Here is a 19,697-nt window from a genome sequence, read left to right as displayed (position 1 = left end):
AAGCTGCAAATTCGGCCATATTGCCGACGCGCCGGGTTTTAGCTATCTGGGCAAGGATTTATAAACGATACCGTAAGGTTTCATTTATAGGATCGGACCTTCAGGAAATCGACTTTTGCTCATAAAGTCTCTGGCGTAGCTCTAACAGACTTGATGCGACATGAAGATCAGAACCGCAATTCTAGGCTCCTTACTGGCAACCACGCTTCTTGCGGGCTGTCAGGGTTCGTCCGTATCCGACCTCAGTCTGCGGGCCGAAAAGCCGCTTCCCGAAAAGGTCGTTGCCAAGATGAAGGCGAAGGGCATGACCCGCACCTCGCCGATCATGGTGCGCATCTTCAAGGAAGAAGGCGTGCTCGAAGTCTGGAAGCAGAAGAACAACGGCAAATACGACCAGATCGCTTCCTACGAAATCTGCAAATGGTCGGGCAAGCTCGGCCCGAAATATATCGAGGGCGACCGTCAGGCGCCGGAAGGTTTCTACACCGTCCGTCCCGCCCAGATGAACCCCAACTCGAATTATTACCTGGCTTTCAACATCGGCTTTCCCAACGCCTATGACCGCGCCAATGGCCGCACCGGCCAGCACCTGATGGTGCATGGCGCATGTTCCTCGTCGGGCTGCTATTCGATGACCGACGAGCAGGTCGCCGAGATCTACGCCTTCGGTCGCGACGCCTTCAAGGGCGGCCAGCGCGACTTCCAGATTCAGGCGTTTCCGTTCCGCATGACCGCCGCCAACATGGCGCGCTACAAGAGCGATCCGAATTATTCGTTCTGGAAGATGCTGAAGCAGGGCTATGACGCCTTCGAGACCACCAAGGTTCCGCCGAAGGTCGACGTCTGCGAGAAGCGCTACGTGTTCAACGTATCGACGCCGGACGGCCAGCCCCTTTCGCCGACCGACGCCTGCCCGCCCTCGGTTGGCGGCGAGGCCATGTCCTATGCGTCTTATGAAAAGACCTATCAGTCCGCTTTCAGCGCTGCGCAGAAGGCACCGGCACCGTCCATTCAGGGCATTGCCGAAGCCAAGCTCGTCTCCGCATGGTCTGCGGCCCGCGCGCGCGGCGAAAAGGTAACGCGCGAACCGCCGTCGCTTACGCCTGCTTCGGCTGAAAAGGCCGGTGCGCCCGACATTCGTGCGCCCGACATTCGCCCGGCAACGCCGTCCGTGCAGCCGACAGCCATTGCTGCAACGCCGCAACCGGTCGCCGTTCCGGCGCAGCCCGCGACGCAGACCGCAGCCGTGCCCGCACTGCAGCCCAACCCGGCAGCAGCGCAGGCTGCTGCCCCACAGGCTTCACAGCAAGTCTCACCCCAGATCTCGTCAATGACGACCGCCAGCACGGTGGCGCAGAATGTCGAACAGGCGGCACCTGTCGCAGCCGCCGAACCGAAGAAGCCATGGTGGAAGATCATCGGGAATTGATCGCCTTGCAGGAGGAGATTCCTGTCTACGATCTGAGGGGGCTTAAATGCCCCCTTCCGGTTTTGAAGACCCGCAATCGTCTGGAAAAAATGCCGAGCGGAGCGCTTCTCTGGGTGGAAGCGACCGATCCGCTGTCAGGCATAGATGTGCCGCATTTCTGCACGCAGGAAGGCCACGCCCTCATCACGCAGGAGCGGGAAGGCCCGCTGCACCGCTTTCTCATTCGCAGGAAGTGAGTATCAGTTCCGGGGCGAAAAGCCCGGAATGGCCAGCGGATTTTCGGTCAGCGCGGCCCGGTCCGGCCGGTCGAGGCCCGGACGTCCGAGAAACGCATCGAAAAGCTCACGCACATAGGTTTCCGGCAGATCCTTCACGATCATCACCAGAAGCGTCTCTTGCTTGCCCTGCGGCCACTGCGGCAGGCGTGCAGGCGGATGGAAAATCTTCTGCACCCCGTGGATGACCACCGGACGATCCGGGTCTTCGGCAATCTGCACGATGCCCTTCACCCGCAAAAGCTTTTCCCCATGCGTCGACCGCAGAAGATCGAGGAACATGTCGAAGGTCGAGAGCGGGATCGGCGCATCGTGACGCAGTGAGAAGGACCGGATCGCATCGTCGTGGTGATGATGATGCGTGTCCCCGTGATGGTGGCTATGATGGTGATCATGGTGATGATGATCGTGATCGCATTCCGGCCCGCAAACATGATCACGGTCATGATGCGCATCCTCATAGGCTTCCGCCTTGAGCCAGCGCTGCACATCCGCCGATTTCGTTTCCGGATTATAGAGCCCGCATTCGAAAAGCGCCGCATAGCCTGTGCGCTGTTCACCGGCTTCCAGAATGTCCGCCCCGGGATTGAGCGCACGAAGACGCGCCGTCAACGCCGCCAGTCCCGCCTGCGCTTCCGGCAGATCGGTCTTGGTGAGCACGATGCGGTCGGCCATCGCCGCCTGTTTGACGGCTTCCTCATGATTGTCGAGCGTCGCCATGCCGTTGACGGCATCCACCGTCGCCAGAACCCCGTCCAGCCTGAAAGCCTGCATGAGCACCGGATGCCCCATGATCGAATGCAGCACGGGCGCCGGATCAGCAAGACCGGTGGTTTCGATGATGACGCGCTTCAACGCCTTGATGCGCCCGGTCTGGAGCCGGTCGATCAGATCGGCCAGCGTATCCACCAGTTCGCCGCGCACCGTGCAGCACAGGCACCCGTCTGCAAGCTCGATCACGCCTTCGCTGGCCTGCTCGACCAGCAGATGATCGATGCTGACCTCGCCGAACTCGTTGATGATGACTGCCGTGTCGCTGAGCGCCGGATCCTTCAGAAGCCGGTTGAGGAGCGTCGTCTTGCCTGAACCGAGAAAGCCGGTCAGCACGGAAACGGGAATGGGATTTGGCATATCAGTTGATCGCGGTGGTCGTGGCGCCCGCCGAACGCTGCGGACGCGGCATCGGCACCGGAACCTGCGAAATATCGAGCTGGCTCGGTCGGGTGATCGGCCCCGGTTCGGACACCAGACCCACGCGAACCGGAACCGGATCGCGATCCATCGCATGGATATAGGGCGAATTGATTTTCAGCTTGCCTTCGACATCGCGGCCATCCCAGCGATCGGCCATCGCTTCCTGGCTGCAGATCGCCTTGCGCATATCGGTGGCCTGATTGAGATTGCCGCCCCCCGTCGGGCGCAGCGTCGCCAGCGTCGCCCCGCCGCCGGCACTGGCGCGGAAAGCATCGGTCATCAGCTGCGCGGCCTGAACCGCGCGCGCTTCCTGCCGGTCGGCGCCCAGAACGATTGCCAGAACGGTGCGGCCATTGCGCGTGGCCGAGCTTGCAAGATTGAAGCCGGATGCGCAGACGAAGCCGGTCTTCATGCCATCCGCACCGTCATAGCGGCCGAGCAGGATGTTGTAATTGGCCTGCACTTTCTTGCCAGCGCCCGGATCGATCGCCTCGGTCGCGAAATAATGCGCATATTGCGGAAATTCACGGCGAAGCTGTACGGCCAGAACCGCCAGATCGCGCGCCGTCGTGTAATTCTGGGGATCGTGCAGCCCGTTCGGATTGGCGAAATGCGAACCGACCATGCCGATGCGCTGCGCTTCCGCATTCATGCGCTGCACGAAGGCGGATTCGGTGCCGCCCACGGCTTCGGCAACCGCGACCGCAACGTCATTGGCCGACTTCACCAGCATGATCTTCAGCGCCGAATCGAGCGTCATGACCGATCCCGGCTTGTAGCCCATCTTGCTCGGCGGCTCCTTGGCGGCATTGACCGTCATGCGCACCGGCGACTCGAGCGTCATCTGCCCCGACTGAAGCGCGCGGAATGCCACATAGGCCGTCATCATCTTGGTCAGGGATGCGGGATACCAGCGCTGGAACGCATCCTGCTGTGCATAGACCTTGCCGGTTGCCACATCCACTGCAATCGAGGGATTAGCCGCAGCCGACGTCAGTGCGACAGCGGAAAGGCCCGCAGCTGCAAACCAGATTTTCAGTGATTTCGACATCATTCCGTAGTTCCAATCGAAACGGCTTGCGACTTCTGCGGATTCGAATTGCGCCATAATGGGAGATTAACGATTTCTTTATCTATGCCATGTGGCGATGAAAAGGCAAACAGGGATTGCCCGCTTTCACCGAAACGTCATATCCTTGCAGGATCAAATCATGTCCATTCCGGCCCAATCCGGGGAGTCATCCAAAAATGCCAGTGCTGAATCGTGCCGTTGAATCGCAAGCGGAAATCGCCGCATGGCGGCGAAAACTGCACCAGAATCCCGAACTTCTCTATGACGTGCACGAAACCGCAAAATTTGTCGCCGAAAAGCTCACATCCTTCGGTTGCGATCATGTGGAAACCGGCGTCGGCCGCACCGGCGTGGTCGGCATCATAAAGGGACGGCACGGCGACGGCCCGGCAATCGCCCTGCGCGCCGACATGGATGCGCTGCCCATTACCGAAACGAGCGGCGTGGAATGGGCCTCGCAAAATTCGGGCAAGGCGCATTCCTGCGGCCATGACGGACACACCTCCATGCTGCTCGGCGCGGCGCAATATCTGGCGGAGACCCGCAATTTCCGCGGCTCGGTGGCCCTTCTGTTCCAGCCTGCCGAAGAAGGCGGCGCCGGTGGCCTCGCCATGGTCGAGGACGGCGTGATGGACCGTTTCAGCATTTCCGAAGTCTATGGCGTCCACAACATGCCGGGCCTGCCGGTCGGACAATTCGCGATGCGAAAAGGCCCGATCATGGCGGCGACTGATGAATTCGATCTCTTCATCAGCGGGCGCGGCGGCCATGCGGCACAGCCGCACCGCACCATCGACCCGATCCTGGCCGGTTCGCAGCTCATGATCGCCTTGCAGGGCATCGTGTCGCGCAATACCGATCCGCTCGATTCGCTTGTGATCTCGGTGACGAAGTTCATCGCGGGCGAGGCTTATAATGTGATCCCGGAAAAGGCGACACTTTCGGGCACGGTGCGCACGCTCAAGAAGGAAACCCGCGCCTTTGCCGAACGTCGCATCCGCGAAGCCGCCGCCGGTATCGCAGCAGCCACTGGTGCTGAAATCACCGTGCGCTACAAGAACAATTATCCGGTCACCTTCAACCACGATGCGCAGACGGAGTTTGCCGCCCGTGTCGCAGGCTCGGTTGCAGGCGAAGGCAAGGTTAACGAGAATGTCGAGCCGATGATGGCGGCGGAAGATTTTTCCTACATGCTGGAAGCGCGCCCCGGCGCCTATATCTTCCTCGGCAATGGCGACACGCCCGGCCTTCACCACCCGGCCTATGACTTCAACGACGACGCCATTCCCTATGGCGTCAGCTATTTCGCATCATTGGTGGAAACGGCGCTTGCCGCCTGAAACTGAATAAATCCGCCTGCCCCGCTTTTTGCGGGGTTGGCGACCGACTTGAAAAACAGTATGTGTCTGAAAGCGTTCACGATGCCGGAATCACCGGCGAATGCGCATCGGTTGGTCCCGTAGCTCAGTAGGATAGAGCGACAGATTCCTAATCTGTAGGTCACAGGTTCGATTCCTGTCGGGATCACCACCGAAATCGGCTTTGTGAAGACTGCCGGTTTTCCGGAGAAAGCCGCCAACCTCGCCGTTCCAAAACGGACAATCCAGGAAACACCATGCTTTCATTGAATTGGTGGCAAGTCGTAATTGCCTTGCTGTCGATCTATTGGCCCCTAACGGTGCTGAGTGCAGCAGCTATTGTTGCGACAGGCTTTTTGGGCACTGAACGCACGGCATGGCGAATAGTCTGGATAATTGTGGCGCTGCTTTTATCTTCGCCGGTCTGGTGGTTTTTCCTCTTCGTCTGAGCGCAAAATGCGCCCGTTGCAGACTGGAACCAAAACCGCGCTATCCCTCATACGGCCAGTTGGCCTGCGAAAAGACCCCGCCATCGACCCAGATGGTCTGGCCTGTCACAAAACGTGCCGCGTCGGACGCAAGGAACAGGACAGGGCCGGAAACATCCTCCGGCGTTCCCACCCTTCGCAGCGGCGTGATGCGCGCCCAGGTGCCCGCATAGTCGGGCTGCTCTTCCGCCGTCCGCTCATTGAGGATCGCACCCGGCGCAACGCAATTCACCCGGATACCGTGCGGCCCGAGTTCCACCGCCGAAGCCTTGGTGAACTGCTCTATCCCGCCCTTCGATGCCGTGTAGGAAACGAGCCTGGGAAAAGCGAGCTTGTTGCAGCCGGAGCCGATATTGACGATGGCGCCGTCCTTGTCCGCCTCCACCATGCGCTTGGCAGCGGCCTGCGTATTGAGGAAACAGCCTTTCAGATTGGTGCGGATGACATCGTCCCAGCCCTCTTCGGAAAGTTCCAGCAAGGGCGCCCAGGTCTGGATGCCTGCATTGTTGACCAGCACGTCCGGCGCATCGCCGAACCAGTCGCAAACCTCGTCGAAAAAGCTTTCAACCTCGACGCGCCGTCCGACATCGCAGCCGAGCCCCAGCGCCTGACCGCCAGCCTCCTCAATGGCTTCCACGAGCGATTGCGCAGCTTCGTCGTCGTGCCTGTAGCTGAACGCCACCGTGTAGCCCGCTTCCGCAAAGGCGGAGACGAGATGCCTCCCGATGCCGGTGCTGCCTCCCGTCACGACTGCGAATTCACCCATGGCCAACTCCCTCCCGGATATATTTCCCGCACCGAATTTAATCGGTTTTCGGCAGTGGTAAACCAGCAAAAAACAAAATAGCTTTCGTGCAAATGCGAGGTGAGAAAATGAATCCCGATATCAAGGAAGCCAATGGCGCGTGCCACTGCGGCACCGTGCGTTTTCGCGTCAGATTATCCAACGGCCTGCATTCCGCGCGGCGCTGCACCTGCTCCTATTGCCGGATGCGCGGGGCCGTCGCCGTTTCCGCCGATCTGGACGGGCTGGAAATTCTCGAAGGCGAGGATGCGCTGACGCTCTACCAGTTCAATACCCGCGTGGCGAAACACTATTTCTGCTCGAAATGCGGCATCTACACCTTCCACCAGCGCCGCTCCAATCCGCGCCAGTACGGCGTGAACGCGGCCTGTCTGGAAGGCGTGTCGCCATTCGATTTCGCGGCCGTCGCGGTGAGTGATGGCGTCAACCACCCATCCGATAACCCGAACCGGAAAGGCTCGGGCGTGGTCGGCTATCTGCGCTTCGAGCCGGTCGAAAACGATTAGAGCACGGTTCCGCAAAGCGGGAACCGCCTGCGGCGAAAAACAGTCAAAAACCCGGAGCGGGACGGCGATTCCGCTTTAGGACCTTCGGTCTAGCGTCCGATCACTTTGCGTGCGTTGCGCTCCCATGAAAAGACGACCGGCGGCAGCGGGTCGAGGCCGCGAATGATGTCTGCGCCCTTTTCGCCGATCATGATGGTCGGCGCATTGGTGTTGCAGGAAGGAACGCGCGGCATGATCGAGCTGTCGCACACCCGCAAGCCCTGCAGGCCCCGCACTTTCAGATCGAGATCGACAACCGCCATCGCGTCGGTTCCCATCTTGCAGGTGCCGACCGGATGATGATCGGTCTTGGCATTGGCGCAGGCATAATCGAACAGGTCGTCATCGCTGACGACCTTCGGCCCCGGCAGGCGCTCGGCCATGACATAGGGTTTCAATGCGTCCTGCTGCATGATTTCGCGGGCGATCTTCAGGCCCTCAAGCGACATTTTGCGATCATGCGGGTCGCTCCAGTAATTGGGATCGATCAGTGGCGCCGCAGCCGGATCGCTGGAAGCAAGCCGCACCGTCCCGCGCGAGCGCGGATGCAGATAGGCGGAATTGAGCGTCACGCCGGCATTCTTGAGCTTTTCGACGCCGGCTTCGATGCCCGAACCAAGCCCCAGATGAAACTGTATATCCGGTGAGCGCGCATCCGGGTCCGCATACCAGAAGCCGCCGGTTTCAAACAGGCTCGACGCCACCGGGCCGGAGCGCAGCAATATATATTGCAGGCCCGCGCCAAGCGTGCGGTGCAGTTTCGCCACGCCGTCATAGGTATGATCGCCGGTGCATTCGGCAATGACAAACAGGTCGAGGTGATCCTGCATGTTTTCGCCGACGCCGGGCAGATCGTGCTTCACGCCAACGCCCACCTTTTTCAGATGATCGGCAGGGCCAATGCCCGATTGCAGCAGGAGTTTCGGTGAGCCGATCGCGCCGGACGCAACGATCACCTCACGGCCTGCCCGCAAGGTTTCTCCGCTCATCAGCGTGACGCCGGTGACCAGTGTCTTTTCCAGCTCGATATTGGCTACCTGCGCATTCATGCGCACGGTAAGATTCTTGCGATCCCTGATCGGCGCGAGATAGGCAAGCGAGGCCGAAGAGCGGCGGCGGTCGCGTTGTGTGAGTTGATAAAAACCGACGCCCGCCTGCTCGCGCCCGTTGAAATCCGGATTATAGGGAATGCCAAGTTCCTGCCCTGCGCGTATATAGGCATCGCAGATCGGCAGCGGCGCGGAAGGCATCGAAACACCAAGCGGCCCGCCATAGGAATGATAATCGTCGTTGAAACGCTGATTGTCTTCGGCCCGTTTGAAATAGGGCAGCACATGGCGATAATCCCAGCCGGTGCAGCCATCCTCGCCCGCCCACAGATCATAATCGGCGGCATTGCCGCGCGTATAAATCTGCGCATTGATCGAGGAGCCGCCGCCGATGACTTTCGCCTGCGTATAGCGCAGAACGCGGTTCTTCAGGTGCTTTTGCGGAACGGTTTCAAAACCCCAGCTGGCAACGCCCTTGGTCATTTTGGCAAAACCGGCGGGCATGTGAAACAGCGGATTCCAGTCGCTTCCGCCAGCTTCCAGCAGCAGCACTTTTACGGACGCATCTTCGCTCAAGCGATTGGCGAGAACGCAACCGGCAGGCCCGCCACCCACGATGATATAATCGTATTCCATCGCCCTACCCCTACAGTTTTGCAATCGACAGGCCGCCATCGACATTGATTGCCGAACCCGTCGCAAAGATGAAATCGCCACCGGCAAGCCCGGCAACAATCGCGCCGACATCGCCCGCCTCGCCCCAGCGCTTCATCGGCACTAACCCACCTTCGATCAGCCCGTCATAACGCTCTGCGACCTTTGCCGTCATATCGGTGCGGATAATGCCGGGGCGCACCTCGAACACGCCGATCCGCGCTTCGGCAAGCCGCAGCGCCAGCCCCTGCACGAAGGCAGTCAGCCCGGCCTTGCTGATGCAGTAATCAAGCCGTTCCGGCGACGTCATCACGGACGAAACCGAGCTGATGGTTATGATGCTGCGCGGAAACTGCACCTCATTTGCCGCCAGCATGGCTTTCACGACTGCCTGCGTGAAAAACATCGTGCCGCGCAGGTTCACATCCATGATCGCGTCAAAATTTTCAGGCTTCAGTCCCAGAAAATCGCCGCGCTCGACCGAACCCATGCCAGCATTGTTGACCAGACAATCAATGCCGCCAAATTCCTTCATCACCGCGGCAACGGTCGCCTCATGGGTTCCCACTGCTGCAAGATCGCTTTCAAGGAAGGCCACCTTTCCGCCCAGCGCCCGCAATTCATGAATGACGGCATCGTCACGCTCGCGATCGGTAATCGCCAGGTCGAAACCCTTGGCGGCGAGCGTGCGGGCGATGCCAAGCCCGATCCCGCGCCGCCCGCCAGTAATCAGCGCAACAGGTCTTTGACGGTTCATGCCAGCACCTCCCGGTTCAAATGGTCTGCGACGCGCAAGGCCTGCGCGGCGATGGTCAGCGCCGGATTGACCGCCGCCGAGGTTGGCAGGAAGGACGCATCGACCACATGGAGATTGGGGTGGTCGTAGGCGCGGCACCAAGGATCAAGCGGCGCTGCCGCCGGATCATTGCCGATGCGCACCGTGCCGCATTGATGCGACGGCGTGCGCCGGTCGAAGGCCCGCGACAGCACCACCGGGAAACCTGCCTGCCTGAGAGCTGATTTGAGCTTATCAACCAGCATCAGATGCGCTTTCCAGTTGCTGCGCACCCAATGCAGGACGATGCGGTCGCCATCCACGCTCACGCGGCTTTCCGGCGAGGGCAGGTCTTCGCTCATCGCGTAAAAATCGATCGTATGCCCGGCAATGCGGTGCAAAAGCCATTCCGGCACATGGCGCATGTTGGATTTCAGGATCGCGCCCGATACACGGCCCAGCAATTGCACATTGCCGAGCGGTGGCCCGCCCGCTCCATCCGACAGATAGTAATCATTGAAGCCGAATGTCTTCTGATAGACGCTGTCATTGCGATAGCGCGGATCGAAAGCGATCACGGCGCTGGAATTATGGTTCATGAAATTGCGGCCAACCTGATCGGAACTGTTCGCCAGCCCCGAACGCAGCAGGATTGCCGCCGACTGCACCGCACCCGCTGAAAGAATGACCAGCTTCGGCCGCAGCACCAGCGCCTCGCCATTCTTCACATAATGAACGGCGGTGATTGCCTTGCCATCCGGCCCCGCTTCCAGCCGCGTTACCCGCGCCGAGGTTTCCAGCCGGACATTCGGATATTGGAGCGCCTGCGCAAGGGGACAGCTTTCCGCATCCATCTTGCCATCATCGCAATTGGGATGCGCATCCCACGGCGTTTTTGCCTTGGCAAGCCAACGCTCAATATCGACGCCAAGCGGCAGTGACGCCGGATGCAGGCCCGCCTTCTTCAGCCGCGCCCGCACATCGGCAATCGGGCGTTCATCGCGGACAGCCGGATAGGGATAAACCTTTGAATGATGCGGCTCGGTCGGGTCGTCGCCCAGTTCACCGCGCACCTGGAACAGTTCTTCCGCCCTGCAATACCATGGTTCCAGCACGTCATAGGCAAAGGGCCATGCCGGAGACACGCCTTCCAGATGCGCAAGTTCCTCAAAATCCTCGCGCCGATAGCGGATCAGCACCGCGCCGAAGAATTTGGAATTGCCGCCGACATTGTAATAATTGCCGGGATTGAACGGCGCACCATTGGTCTCATACCAGAACTCTTGCGGACGAAAGAAACCGCGCTGGAAAATGGCGCGTGGATCGCGGTTTTCCGGCCTGTCCGGCAAGCGCTCCCCCGCTTCCAGAATGAGAATGTCGGCACCTGACGCAGCAAGTCCGGCGGCCATGGTTGCACCGCCGATACCCGATCCGATGATGACGATATCCGGCTGTCCTCCCAAAGCCGTCACTCCCTACTTTGCTTGCGGCATCCACCAGCCCGTCCGCGCGCCGATATGCATGTTGAGCGTCTTGGTTTCGGTATAATCCTCCACCGCATGACGCCCCAGCTCGCGGCCCAGACCCGACTGGCGATAACCGCCGAAAGGCAGCTCCGGCGTGCCGTCCATGAAGGTGTTCATCCAGACCGTACCGGCCCGCACCTTGCGGCCAATGCTCATGCAGGTATCGAAATCACGGCTCCAAACACCTGCGGAAAGCCCGTAATCAACCGCATTGGCAATGGAGATCGCCTCATCCACCGTATCGAAGGAAAGCACCGACAGAACCGGCCCGAACACTTCCTCACGCGCCACGGCCATATCCGCCTTCACGCCTGCAATGATGGTCGGCCCCATATATTGGCCAAGGCCCAGATCCAGAACATCGCCGCCATGGGCGATTGCGGCACCCGCCTTTCTGGCCTGATCGACATAGGCGCCGACCTTGGCGAGATGTTGCGGCGTGATGATCGCGCCAACCTGCGTGCTGACATCGAGCGGATCGCCAACGATCACCTTTTTCGACAGATCGGCCACCCGCTCGACAATCTCATCGACAATCGAGCGATGCACGATCAGCCGCGACCCGGCATTGCAGCATTCGCCCGCATTGAACCATGCGCCGAACACAGCCGCATCGATGAAGGCATCCATATCCGCATCCGGGAACAGGATTTGCGGGTTCTTGCCGCCAAGCTCCAGCGACACTTTTTTCAGCGTTTGCGCGGCATTGGCCATGGTCAGCTTGCCCACGCCCGTGGAGCCGGTGAACGACACCATATCGACTTGCTGGTGTGTGCTCATATGCTGGCCGACATCGGCACCCGTTCCGGTGATAATGTTGACCACGCCGTCGGGAACCCCCGCTTCGGCCAGAATTTCGCCCAGCACCAGCGTCGAACCTGAAGTCAACTCCGAAGGCTTCACCACCGCCGTGCAGCCCGCAGCAAGCGCGAAAGGCAGCTTTTGGCCGACGATCAGGAACGGGAAATTCCACGGTGTGATGATGGAAACGACGCCGATCGCCTCGCGCAGCACGACGCCCAGGGTGCCATCGCCCAGCGTGTTGTAGCTTTCGCCATGCAGATCACGCGCGAGTGCGGCGGCATAGCGCCAAATGTCAACAGAACCGGCAATCTCGCCGCGCACCTGCGAAATTGGTTTGCCGGCTTCAATCGCATCGAGATAGGCAAGTTCTTCCGCCCGCGCCTCGATCAGATCGGCAGCGTTCAGCAGCACCAGCGAGCGCTGCGAGGCAGTTTTGGAAGACCAGCGCCCATCGTCAAACGCCTTGCGCGCAGCCGCCACGGCGCGTTCCACATCGGCCTTGTTTCCCGCCGGATAACGGCTGACGGTAACGCCATGGCCGGGGGCCACGCGGTCAATCGTCTGGCCGCTCTCACTTTGCACCCATTTGCCATCGATCAGCATGGAGAATTCGCGGACTTCCAGCCCGGTCAACGGCTGCGGCTTTACGATCATGCTCATTACCATTTCCCTTCAAAATTCGCTTCGCGCTTTTCGGCAAAGGAGCGCACGCCTTCCTTCAGATCGCCGGTCTTGGCGACGAGGATGGAACCCAGCGCCTCAACCGCCGTGCCATTGTCCTCGCCATTGGCGACGGACAGCATCAGTTTGGAAATTTCGAGCGCTGCGGGCCCGCGTTTGGCCACCCGCGCCGCATAATCCAATGCTGCCTGCAAGGCCGCGCCCGTTTCCACAACGGCATCGACAAGCCCATGAGAAAGCGCTTCTGTGGCTGTGAACATTTCGCCGCCCAGCACCATGCGACGCACGATCTGCGCCCCAAAACGACGCACAAGGCGCTGCGTGCCCGACCAGCCGGGCACCATGCCAAGCGAAGTTTCCGGCAGGCCAATCTTGGCCTGCTTTTCAACAATGCGAATATCGGCAGCACCTGCCAGTTCCAGCCCACCGCCAAGCGCATGACCGTTCATCGCCGCGATCAGCGGCATACGCAAAGTCGCCAACCGCTCGAACACGCGATGACCATAGCGCACCCATGCATGGCCGAACTCCTGCGGTTCCATGCCGCCCCAGGCCTTGATGTCGCCGCCCGCGGAAAAGGCCTTACCCTCGCCGGTCAGGATCGCAACCCGGACGCTGCTGTCAGCCTCCATCCGGTCACAGGCGGCAGACAATTCCTGCAACAATTCAATATCAAAGGCATTGAGCTTTTCAGGCCGCTTGATCGTCATGACGGCGATGTGGTTTTCGACCGAGATTTCTATCCGTTGAGCCATTTATGCCTCCAGCTTTCGCGCAGGCATTTGCGGCAATTCCAGCCCGATTGGTTCTTCGCGGAACAGTGCCTCATCCATGGTCTTGAGCTTGTCCGAGACAATCAGCGGAAACTCGGCCTGATCCAGAACATGCGCCTGCAAATCCACACCCGGCGCGATTTCGGTCAGCACAATGCCTTCCGGCGCAAGCTTCATCACCGCCCGTTCGGTAACATAGGTAATGTCCTGTCCCTGCGCGACGCCACGCGGGCCGGAGAAGGTGACATGCTCGACCGCATTAACCAGCTTTTTGAGCTTGCCTTCCTTCTCGATCACCAGTTTTCCGTCCATGACCGACAATTTCGCACCGGCGTTGAACATGCCGGAAAAGACGACCTTCTTTGCCCTTGATGTAATATCAACAAAGCCGCCCGCACCCGCCGTCACATGCGGACGGAATGACAGCTTCGACACATTGACCGAGCCGTCACGCCCGATCTCAAGGAAGGACAGAAGCGAGGCATCAAAGCCCGCGCCCTGAAAATAGGTGAACTGATAGGGCGACGGCATATAGGCATCGGCATTGGAGGCGCAGCCAAAGGCAAAATCCAGAAGCGGCACCCCGCCGACCGCCCCCTGCTCTATCACCCATGTCACGGCACCATGCAGGCCCTCTTCCAGCAGAATGCGCGGCACATTGGCGGAAATGCCGAAGCCGAGATTGACCGCGCTGCCCGCCTGCAATTCCTGCGCGACACGCCGCGCAATCGCCTTCTGGATATTGAATTCGGGCAGACGGAACGTATCGAGCGGGCGGAAAATCTCGCCGGAAATCGCCGGATCATAAAGCGTCTGCGTCGTTTGCTTCTGATCGGGGTCAACCACGATATAATCGACCAGAACGCCCGGCACCCGCACATCATGCGGCTTCAGCGTGCCTTCCTTGGCGATGCGCTTGACCTGCGCAATGACAATGCCGCCATTGTTGCGCGCCGCCAGCGCCTGATCCAGACCGCCCAGATAAGCGCCCTCATGTTCATAGGTAAGGTTGCCGCGTTCATCCGCGGTGGTGGCGCGGATGATCGCGACATGCGGCACGATATTGGGGAAATAGAGCCAGTCCTCGCCCTCAAAGCTGACATGCTTGACGACCGGTTCCTCTCGCGCCTTGTCGTTCATCGCCGACCCCTGACGCTTGGGATCGACAAAGGTATCAAGCCCCACCTTGGTCAGCACGCCGGGGCGCCTGGCAGCAGCCTCACGGTGCATGTCGAACAGAATGCCGGACGGGATATTATAGGCCGGAATCTCGTTATTGGTGATCATCTGCCAGATCAGCGGCGGCTCTGCGCTTGACGGCCCGGACGGATAGGACCCGCCGATGATCTTTTTCAAAAGCCCCTTCTTGGCGATGTAATCGACACCCTTGATGCCGCTCATATCGCCCGCCGCAATCGGGTGCAGCGTGGTGATGTTTTGGGGATGGCCGGTTTCGTCAAACCGTTCGCCAATGGCTTTCAGCATCATATCCGGACAGCCGAGCCCGCTCGATGAAGAAACCGAAACGATGGCATTGTCGGGAATAAGGGAAGCGGCTTCTGGAAATGAAATATGCTTGCTCATAATTCTCAAAGTCCTGAATGAACGGCGGTGGCCTTGCCGGTCTTTACGGCTTGCATGACGGCAAGCCCGGTCGCCAGCGACCAGATGCCGTCCTCCAAAGTGGCCGATGGCTGGCCCCTGCCCGCAATGGCATTGTGGAAAGAATGCAAGGCGGTTTCGTAGAGATTTTTCTGGTCGAGCGGCAGTTCATGCTCGCCGTTGTGATCGCGCAGGATGACGCTCCCAACCGGCTTTTGCGTCATGACATTGCGCGCAATGAGCGAGCCTTCGCTGCCATGCACCTCGAAGCCGGTTTCGGCATATTTGGTGGTGAAGGCATCGTGGAACTGGGCAATCGCGCCGGAAGGAAAGCGCAGCACACCCATCACGCCGTCTTCCAGCCCGTGACCGCTTAGGCCTCCCTGCTGGCTGAAAGCCACCGCTTCGACCGGGTTTTCACCCAGCACGAAGCGCAGCGTATCGGCATCATGCACGGTAATATCGAGGATCACGCCGCCGCCCGCATCGGGCCGCTCGATGCGCCAGCCTTGCAAGTGCGGCGGCAGATAGACCGCATGGAAAACCCGCGCACCCAGCACCTTGCCGATCTTGCCCGCAGCAATGGCATCACGCATGGCGCGGTGGCTTGCGCCATTGCGCAAATGATGGTTGGTGCCGGCCACGACACCCGCCTCGCGCACGGCTTTCAGCATCTGGTGCGCGTCATCAATCGTCAGCGCCAGTGGCTTTTCGCAAAGTATATGCTTGCCCGCTTGTGCCGCGGCAATCGCCTGATCGCGGTGCAGTTCATTGGTGGTGGAGATATAGACGGCATCGATTTCAGGGTCGGACAAAAGCGCTTCAAGGCTGGTCACGGAGCGGGATATGCCGTTTTCGCGGGCATAAGTTTCACCGCGCCCGGCATTGGTGCTGTAAACAGAAACGACCTCGCCACCGGTGGCGCGAATGGCTCCGATCACCCATTCCTTCGCAATCGTGCTTGCGCCTATAAGGCCCCACTTTGCCATTCGAGTTTCTCCTCCTGTTTCCGCAACGGCGCACCGCAACTTGCCCGCACCGCAAGGCGCACCGACAGGCGCTGCGCCTCCGCCTCCACCCGTTCCGAATTGATCTGTTTCAGCAAAAGCTGCGCCGCACGTTCTCCCAAGCCTTGCGGATCAACAGCCACAGTCGTCAGCGCCGGAACAGCGGTTTTGGCTTCGATCACATCGTCAAAACCAACCACGCCAAAATCCCGGCCCGGCTCAAGATTGGCGGCCCGCAGCCCGTCGCAGACGCCGAAAGCCACCGCATCATTAAAGCACACCGCCGCCGTGGGCTTCATGCCATGCCGCAGCATCTGTTCCACCACCTCAACGCCGCCGGCGCGGGACGGAGCGCTTGCAAAGACCAGCGCATCATCAAAGGCAATTCCGGCCTGCTCCAGCCCGGCGCGATAACCCGCGACACGCTCCGCAAACACCGCCGTATCGGCATAACCGCCCATGAAAGCGATGGCGCGATGCCTGAGCGACACCAGATGCTCGACCGCCTTTGCCACGCCGCCGCGATTGTCCGACACGATGGAAGAAACACCCGATCCCGGCACATCGCGCACCATCTGCACAACCGGCAGGCCGCTTTTCGCCAATGGTTTCAGATCGTTCGCCTCGGTCCCGCGCGCTGGCGAAACAATCAGCCCGGCAATGCCATGTTCGCGCATCGAGGCAATCACCTCGCGCTGCCGATCGATGCTTTCCGCCGTATTGGCCAGAAACTGCACATAGCCAGCCGACTGCATGACGCGATCCACGCCAACGGCCAGTTCGGCAAAGAAACTGTTGGTCAGATCATTGACCACAAGACCGACGATCCTCGAATTCGACTGGCGCAGATTGGCGGCGGAACGGTTATAGACATAACCCAGTTTCTCGATCGCCTCCTGCACCTTGACCCGGGTGTCAGCATGAACCAGCGGACTGTCACGCAGCACCAGCGACACGGTCGATTTCGACACGCCAGCCTCGCGTGCAATATCGATAACGGTGACGCTGCTCTTGCTCATGACTTGCTCCGGTTTATGCGGCTCATTTAATTGGAACGTTCCAATACTGTCAAGAGCAGAGCGGAAAACCGTCATTTGCCATGTGTTCGCCACAATTTGCGTTGGTTTCTAGTGCCAATTTTCTGCTGAAACACGTATTTTAGGTGCAAACCCCGTAAAATCACATTTCTGCCGCAATTTTCGACGGGATTGCCATTTGGAACGTTCTAAACTAAAAATCGGCTGACAAGCGGAGGAGCGATCATGGGCATGAACGACCAGCAACTGATCTTGCCGGATGGCAACGGGAGCCGTGTTTCCTACACGCTGAGCGGCAAGCCAACCCCGCGCCCGGCAAGCCCGCCGCAGTTCAACCGCATCGCCTATGCGGCAGCGCATGTGGTTTCCGATCCGCTGAAAGATGCCCGCCCGTGGAACGACCCGGCCATCGACTGGGACGCGACCATGGCTTTCCGCCATCACCTGTGGAGCCTCGGCTTCAAAATCGCCGAAGCAATGGACACCTCACAGCGCGGCATGGGCCTGAACTGGGCTGGCGCGCAGGAACTGATCCGCCGCTCTTTGGCAGAAGCGAAAAGCGTAGCGGGTGCCGATCTTGCCTCTGGTGCTGGCACCGACCACCTTGATCCGGCGGAAACAAAAAGCCTTGATGACGTTATCAGGGCTTATGAGACACAGGCAGGCTTCATCGAGAAGCACGGCGGGCGTTTCATCCTGATGGCAAGCCGGGCGCTGGCCCGCATCGCCAGATCGCCCGACGATTATGCCAGGGTCTATGGGCATATTCTGGCGCAGGCTCGCGAAAAGGTCGTGCTGCACTGGCTGGGCGACATGTTCGATCCACAGCTCAAAGGCTATTGGGGTTCAAAAAATTTCGATGAAGCGCTGGATACCGTCATCGGCATCATCGAGGCCAATCGCGACAAGGTGGAAGGCATCAAGATTTCGCTGCTGGAGGAGCGCTACGAAATCGCCTTGCGCAACCGCCTGCCGAAAGGCGTGCTGTGTTTCACCGGCGATGATTTCAATTATGCGCCGCTGATCGAAGGTGACGGAAACAGGCACAGCCATGCCCTGCTCGGCATTTTCGATGCGGTCGCCCCACAGGCATCCAACGCGCTTGCAGCGCTCGCCGCAGGCGACAATGCCCGCTTCCGCGCGATCATCGAGCCGACCGTGCCGCTATCGCGAAGAATTTTTGAAGCACCGACGCAATATTACAAGGCGGGTGTCGTGTTCCTCGCCTGGCTGAACGGCCACCAGAGCCATTTCACCATGCCTGCCGGAATGCAGTCGGCACGCGGCATCCTGCATTATGCCGACATATTCCGCCTTGCCGACAAGGCCGATGTGCTCGACCAGCCGGAGCTTGCCATCCACCGCATGAAAAAGCTTCTGGCCGTTCATGGCATATCGTAAAGACAGGCGGCTGTTGCCGCCTGTCCCGTCAAATCACCGCCAGCCAAGCCCCGGTGCAACATGCTTGAGGATCGCTTCGATCACATGGGCATTGTACTCGACGCCAAGCTGGTTCGGCACGGTCAGAAGCAGCGTATCGGCCTCGGCAATCGCCTCGTCTTTGGCCAGCTCCTCGATCAGCCGGTCAGGCTCGGCAGCATAGGACCGCCCGAAGACGGCCCGCAGGTCTTCCTCGATATAGCCGATGGAATCCTGCTCCTTGCCGCCATTGCCGAAATAGGCCCGGTCGCGATCATCGACCAGCGCGAAGATGCTGCGGCTCACCGAAACACGCGGCGTGCGCGTATGTCCGGCTTCCTTCCAGGCCTCGCGATAGGCACGAATCTGCCTGGCCTGCTGGATGTGCAGCGGCTCGCCTGACTCGTCCTTCTTCAAGGTCGAGCTTTGCAGATTCATGCCGAGCTTTGCGGCCCACACAGCCGTGGCATCCGAAGCCGCACCCCACCAGATACGGTCCCGAAGACCTTCCGAATGCGGCTCGATCCGCAGCAGGCCGGGAGGGTTCGGAAACATCGGACGCGGGTTCGGCTGTGCAAAGCCCTGCCCCTTCAGCGCTTCGAAGAACACCTCGCCATGCTGGCGACCCATATCGGCATCGCTCTTGCCCTCTTCCGGCGCATAGCCGAAATAACGCCAGCCATCGATCACCTGTTCCGGCGAGCCGCGGCTGATGCCGAGTTGCAGCCGCCCCTTGGAAATCAGGTCGGCGGCACCGGCATCCTCGACCATATAGAACGGGTTTTCATACCGCATGTCGATGACGGCGGTGCCGATCTCGATCCTGCTGGTCTTCGCGCCAATGGCTGCGAGCAGCGGAAAGGGCGATGCAAGCTGGCGCGCGAAATGGTGCACGCGGAAATAGGCGCCATCCGCGCCCAGCTCCTCTGCGGCGACCGCCAGATCGATGGATTGGAGAAGCGCGTCGCTGGCCGAGCGGGTTCCCGACTGGGGAGACGGCGACCAGTGGCCGAAGGAAAGAAAGCCGATCTTCTTCATGATGATGTTCCCTGAATTCGGGCGAGAGGATTGTTCCTGCCCAATATGGCGGCGCGCGCCACGAATGGAAGGGCGCGGAAAGGAACACACTGTTCAGTATTTGCACCCTCTGTTCCGTCCGCTTTTTATCGCGCGCCATGAGTTGCCCGATACCCACGCCTTGTCC

General features: G+C 60.0%; 18 protein-coding genes and 1 tRNA gene. 7 read left to right on the top strand and 12 right to left on the bottom strand.

The genetic code is table 11. From position 1 onward, the window contains the following. Positions 1-160 precede the first annotated feature (160 nt). Both JNC63_RS14340 and JNC63_RS14335 read left to right on the top strand, forming a co-directional pair. The gene (locus tag JNC63_RS14340; RefSeq protein WP_063619782.1) at positions 161-1,429 is read left to right on the top strand and encodes a L,D-transpeptidase family protein; all 1,269 of its coding nucleotides are present in this window, start codon (positions 161-163) and stop codon (positions 1,427-1,429) included. Further along, a complete protein-coding gene (locus tag JNC63_RS14335) occupies positions 1,408-1,665 on the top strand; it encodes a sulfurtransferase TusA family protein (protein ID WP_006470981.1) in 258 nt (85 codons plus the stop codon). The genes JNC63_RS14340 and JNC63_RS14335 overlap by 22 nt, the downstream gene beginning before the upstream one ends. A gap of 3 nt (positions 1,666-1,668) precedes the next feature. Here JNC63_RS14335 and JNC63_RS14330 read toward each other — a convergent pair whose 3' ends face one another. Continuing rightward, the gene (locus tag JNC63_RS14330) at positions 1,669-2,835 is read right to left on the bottom strand and encodes a CobW family GTP-binding protein (RefSeq protein ID WP_063619783.1); all 1,167 of its coding nucleotides are present in this window, start codon (positions 2,833-2,835) and stop codon (positions 1,669-1,671) included. Between the two features lies 1 nt (position 2,836). Continuing rightward, on the bottom strand, positions 2,837-3,952 hold the full coding sequence (locus tag JNC63_RS14325; RefSeq protein WP_025089901.1) for a D-alanyl-D-alanine carboxypeptidase family protein: 1,116 nt from the start codon (positions 3,950-3,952) through the stop codon (positions 2,837-2,839). Positions 3,953-4,146: 194 nt separating this feature from the next. On the opposite strand from JNC63_RS14325, the gene JNC63_RS14320 reads away from it, so the two are divergent. The 3 genes from JNC63_RS14320 to JNC63_RS14310 all read left to right on the top strand — a co-directional run bounded on the left by JNC63_RS14320 (position 4,147) and on the right by JNC63_RS14310 (position 5,777). Next, positions 4,147-5,310 (top strand): M20 aminoacylase family protein, encoded by a 1,164-nt coding sequence (locus tag JNC63_RS14320; RefSeq protein ID WP_063619784.1) that lies wholly within the window; start codon positions 4,147-4,149, stop codon positions 5,308-5,310. 113 nt (positions 5,311-5,423) lie between these two features. Continuing rightward, positions 5,424-5,500, top strand: a tRNA-Arg gene (locus JNC63_RS14315). Between the two features lie 85 nt (positions 5,501-5,585). After that, positions 5,586-5,777, top strand: coding sequence for a hypothetical protein (locus JNC63_RS14310; RefSeq protein ID WP_025089899.1), 192 nt, complete (start codon positions 5,586-5,588; stop codon positions 5,775-5,777). A 40-nt stretch (positions 5,778-5,817) separates the two neighbouring features. Here the strand turns inward: JNC63_RS14310 and JNC63_RS14305 are convergent, their stop codons facing one another. Continuing rightward, positions 5,818-6,582, bottom strand: coding sequence for an SDR family NAD(P)-dependent oxidoreductase (locus JNC63_RS14305; protein WP_063619785.1), 765 nt, complete (start codon positions 6,580-6,582; stop codon positions 5,818-5,820). Between the two features lie 107 nt (positions 6,583-6,689). On the opposite strand from JNC63_RS14305, the gene JNC63_RS14300 reads away from it, so the two are divergent. Beyond that, positions 6,690-7,127 carry a GFA family protein gene (locus tag JNC63_RS14300; RefSeq protein WP_063619786.1) on the top strand — a complete coding sequence of 146 codons (438 nt, stop codon included), beginning with the start codon at positions 6,690-6,692 and terminating at the stop codon, positions 7,125-7,127. Positions 7,128-7,216: 89 nt separating this feature from the next. Here the strand turns inward: JNC63_RS14300 and JNC63_RS14295 are convergent, their stop codons facing one another. The 8 genes from JNC63_RS14295 to JNC63_RS14260 are packed head-to-tail and all read right to left on the bottom strand — an operon-like array spanning position 7,217 to position 17,056. Next, on the bottom strand, positions 7,217-8,851 hold the full coding sequence (locus JNC63_RS14295) for a GMC family oxidoreductase (RefSeq protein WP_063619787.1): 1,635 nt from the start codon (positions 8,849-8,851) through the stop codon (positions 7,217-7,219). A gap of 10 nt (positions 8,852-8,861) precedes the next feature. Further along, positions 8,862-9,626 carry a 3-ketoacyl-ACP reductase gene (locus JNC63_RS14290; RefSeq protein WP_063619788.1) on the bottom strand — a complete coding sequence of 255 codons (765 nt, stop codon included), beginning with the start codon at positions 9,624-9,626 and terminating at the stop codon, positions 8,862-8,864. Further along, entirely contained in the window at positions 9,623-11,107 is a 1,485-nt protein-coding gene (locus tag JNC63_RS14285) for a GMC oxidoreductase (protein WP_063619789.1), read from the bottom strand. Before JNC63_RS14285 ends, JNC63_RS14290 begins: the two co-directional genes overlap by 4 nt. A gap of 12 nt (positions 11,108-11,119) precedes the next feature. Next, positions 11,120-12,640: an aldehyde dehydrogenase family protein gene (locus JNC63_RS14280; RefSeq protein WP_063619790.1), complete on the bottom strand. Its 1,521-nt coding sequence runs from the start codon at positions 12,638-12,640 to the stop codon at positions 11,120-11,122. Beyond that, entirely contained in the window at positions 12,634-13,410 is a 777-nt protein-coding gene (locus JNC63_RS14275) for an enoyl-CoA hydratase/isomerase family protein (protein ID WP_063619791.1), read from the bottom strand. The genes JNC63_RS14280 and JNC63_RS14275 overlap by 7 nt, the downstream gene beginning before the upstream one ends. After that, positions 13,411-15,012 carry an acyl CoA:acetate/3-ketoacid CoA transferase gene (locus tag JNC63_RS14270; protein ID WP_063619792.1) on the bottom strand — a complete coding sequence of 534 codons (1,602 nt, stop codon included), beginning with the start codon at positions 15,010-15,012 and terminating at the stop codon, positions 13,411-13,413. A 5-nt stretch (positions 15,013-15,017) separates the two neighbouring features. Continuing rightward, complete coding sequence (locus JNC63_RS14265; protein ID WP_063881789.1) at positions 15,018-16,019, bottom strand: Gfo/Idh/MocA family protein; 1,002 nt, start codon at positions 16,017-16,019, stop codon at positions 15,018-15,020. Then, a complete protein-coding gene (locus JNC63_RS14260) occupies positions 15,998-17,056 on the bottom strand; it encodes a LacI family DNA-binding transcriptional regulator (RefSeq protein WP_063619794.1) in 1,059 nt (352 codons plus the stop codon). Before JNC63_RS14260 ends, JNC63_RS14265 begins: the two co-directional genes overlap by 22 nt. A 249-nt stretch (positions 17,057-17,305) precedes the next feature. Here JNC63_RS14260 and JNC63_RS14255 point away from each other — a divergent pair, with 249 nt between their 5' ends. After that, a complete protein-coding gene (locus JNC63_RS14255; protein ID WP_063620051.1) occupies positions 17,306-18,475 on the top strand; it encodes a dihydrodipicolinate synthase family protein in 1,170 nt (389 codons plus the stop codon). A gap of 33 nt (positions 18,476-18,508) precedes the next feature. Here the strand turns inward: JNC63_RS14255 and JNC63_RS14250 are convergent, their stop codons facing one another. After that, on the bottom strand, positions 18,509-19,531 hold the full coding sequence (locus tag JNC63_RS14250) for an LLM class flavin-dependent oxidoreductase (RefSeq protein ID WP_025089888.1): 1,023 nt from the start codon (positions 19,529-19,531) through the stop codon (positions 18,509-18,511). Between the last annotated feature and the right edge of the window lie 166 nt (positions 19,532-19,697).

The organism is Brucella ciceri (assembly GCF_041930145.1).
Classification (GTDB): domain Bacteria; phylum Pseudomonadota; class Alphaproteobacteria; order Rhizobiales; family Rhizobiaceae; genus Brucella; species Brucella intermedia.
This window is presented reverse-complemented; position numbering and strand designations above follow the sequence as displayed.

Coding starts and splice junctions, on each gene's coding strand:
- JNC63_RS14330 (WP_063619783.1), bottom strand. CDS start 2,835: ATGCCAAATCCCATTCCCGTTTCCGTGCTGACCGGCTTTCTCGGTTCA.
- JNC63_RS14320 (WP_063619784.1), top strand. CDS start 4,147: ATGCCAGTGCTGAATCGTGCCGTTGAATCGCAAGCGGAAATCGCCGCA.
- JNC63_RS14255 (WP_063620051.1), top strand. CDS start 17,306: ATGAACGACCAGCAACTGATCTTGCCGGATGGCAACGGGAGCCGTGTT.
- JNC63_RS14290 (WP_063619788.1), bottom strand. CDS start 9,626: ATGAACCGTCAAAGACCTGTTGCGCTGATTACTGGCGGGCGGCGCGGG.
- JNC63_RS14310 (WP_025089899.1), top strand. CDS start 5,586: ATGCTTTCATTGAATTGGTGGCAAGTCGTAATTGCCTTGCTGTCGATC.
- JNC63_RS14260 (WP_063619794.1), bottom strand. CDS start 17,056: ATGAGCAAGAGCAGCGTCACCGTTATCGATATTGCACGCGAGGCTGGC.
- JNC63_RS14300 (WP_063619786.1), top strand. CDS start 6,690: ATGAATCCCGATATCAAGGAAGCCAATGGCGCGTGCCACTGCGGCACC.
- JNC63_RS14295 (WP_063619787.1), bottom strand. CDS start 8,851: ATGGAATACGATTATATCATCGTGGGTGGCGGGCCTGCCGGTTGCGTT.
- JNC63_RS14275 (WP_063619791.1), bottom strand. CDS start 13,410: ATGGCTCAACGGATAGAAATCTCGGTCGAAAACCACATCGCCGTCATG.
- JNC63_RS14305 (WP_063619785.1), bottom strand. CDS start 6,582: ATGGGTGAATTCGCAGTCGTGACGGGAGGCAGCACCGGCATCGGGAGG.
- JNC63_RS14265 (WP_063881789.1), bottom strand. CDS start 16,019: ATGGCAAAGTGGGGCCTTATAGGCGCAAGCACGATTGCGAAGGAATGG.
- JNC63_RS14340 (WP_063619782.1), top strand. CDS start 161: ATGAAGATCAGAACCGCAATTCTAGGCTCCTTACTGGCAACCACGCTT.
- JNC63_RS14280 (WP_063619790.1), bottom strand. CDS start 12,640: ATGGTAATGAGCATGATCGTAAAGCCGCAGCCGTTGACCGGGCTGGAA.
- JNC63_RS14325 (WP_025089901.1), bottom strand. CDS start 3,952: ATGATGTCGAAATCACTGAAAATCTGGTTTGCAGCTGCGGGCCTTTCC.
- JNC63_RS14270 (WP_063619792.1), bottom strand. CDS start 15,012: ATGAGCAAGCATATTTCATTTCCAGAAGCCGCTTCCCTTATTCCCGAC.
- JNC63_RS14250 (WP_025089888.1), bottom strand. CDS start 19,531: ATGAAGAAGATCGGCTTTCTTTCCTTCGGCCACTGGTCGCCGTCTCCC.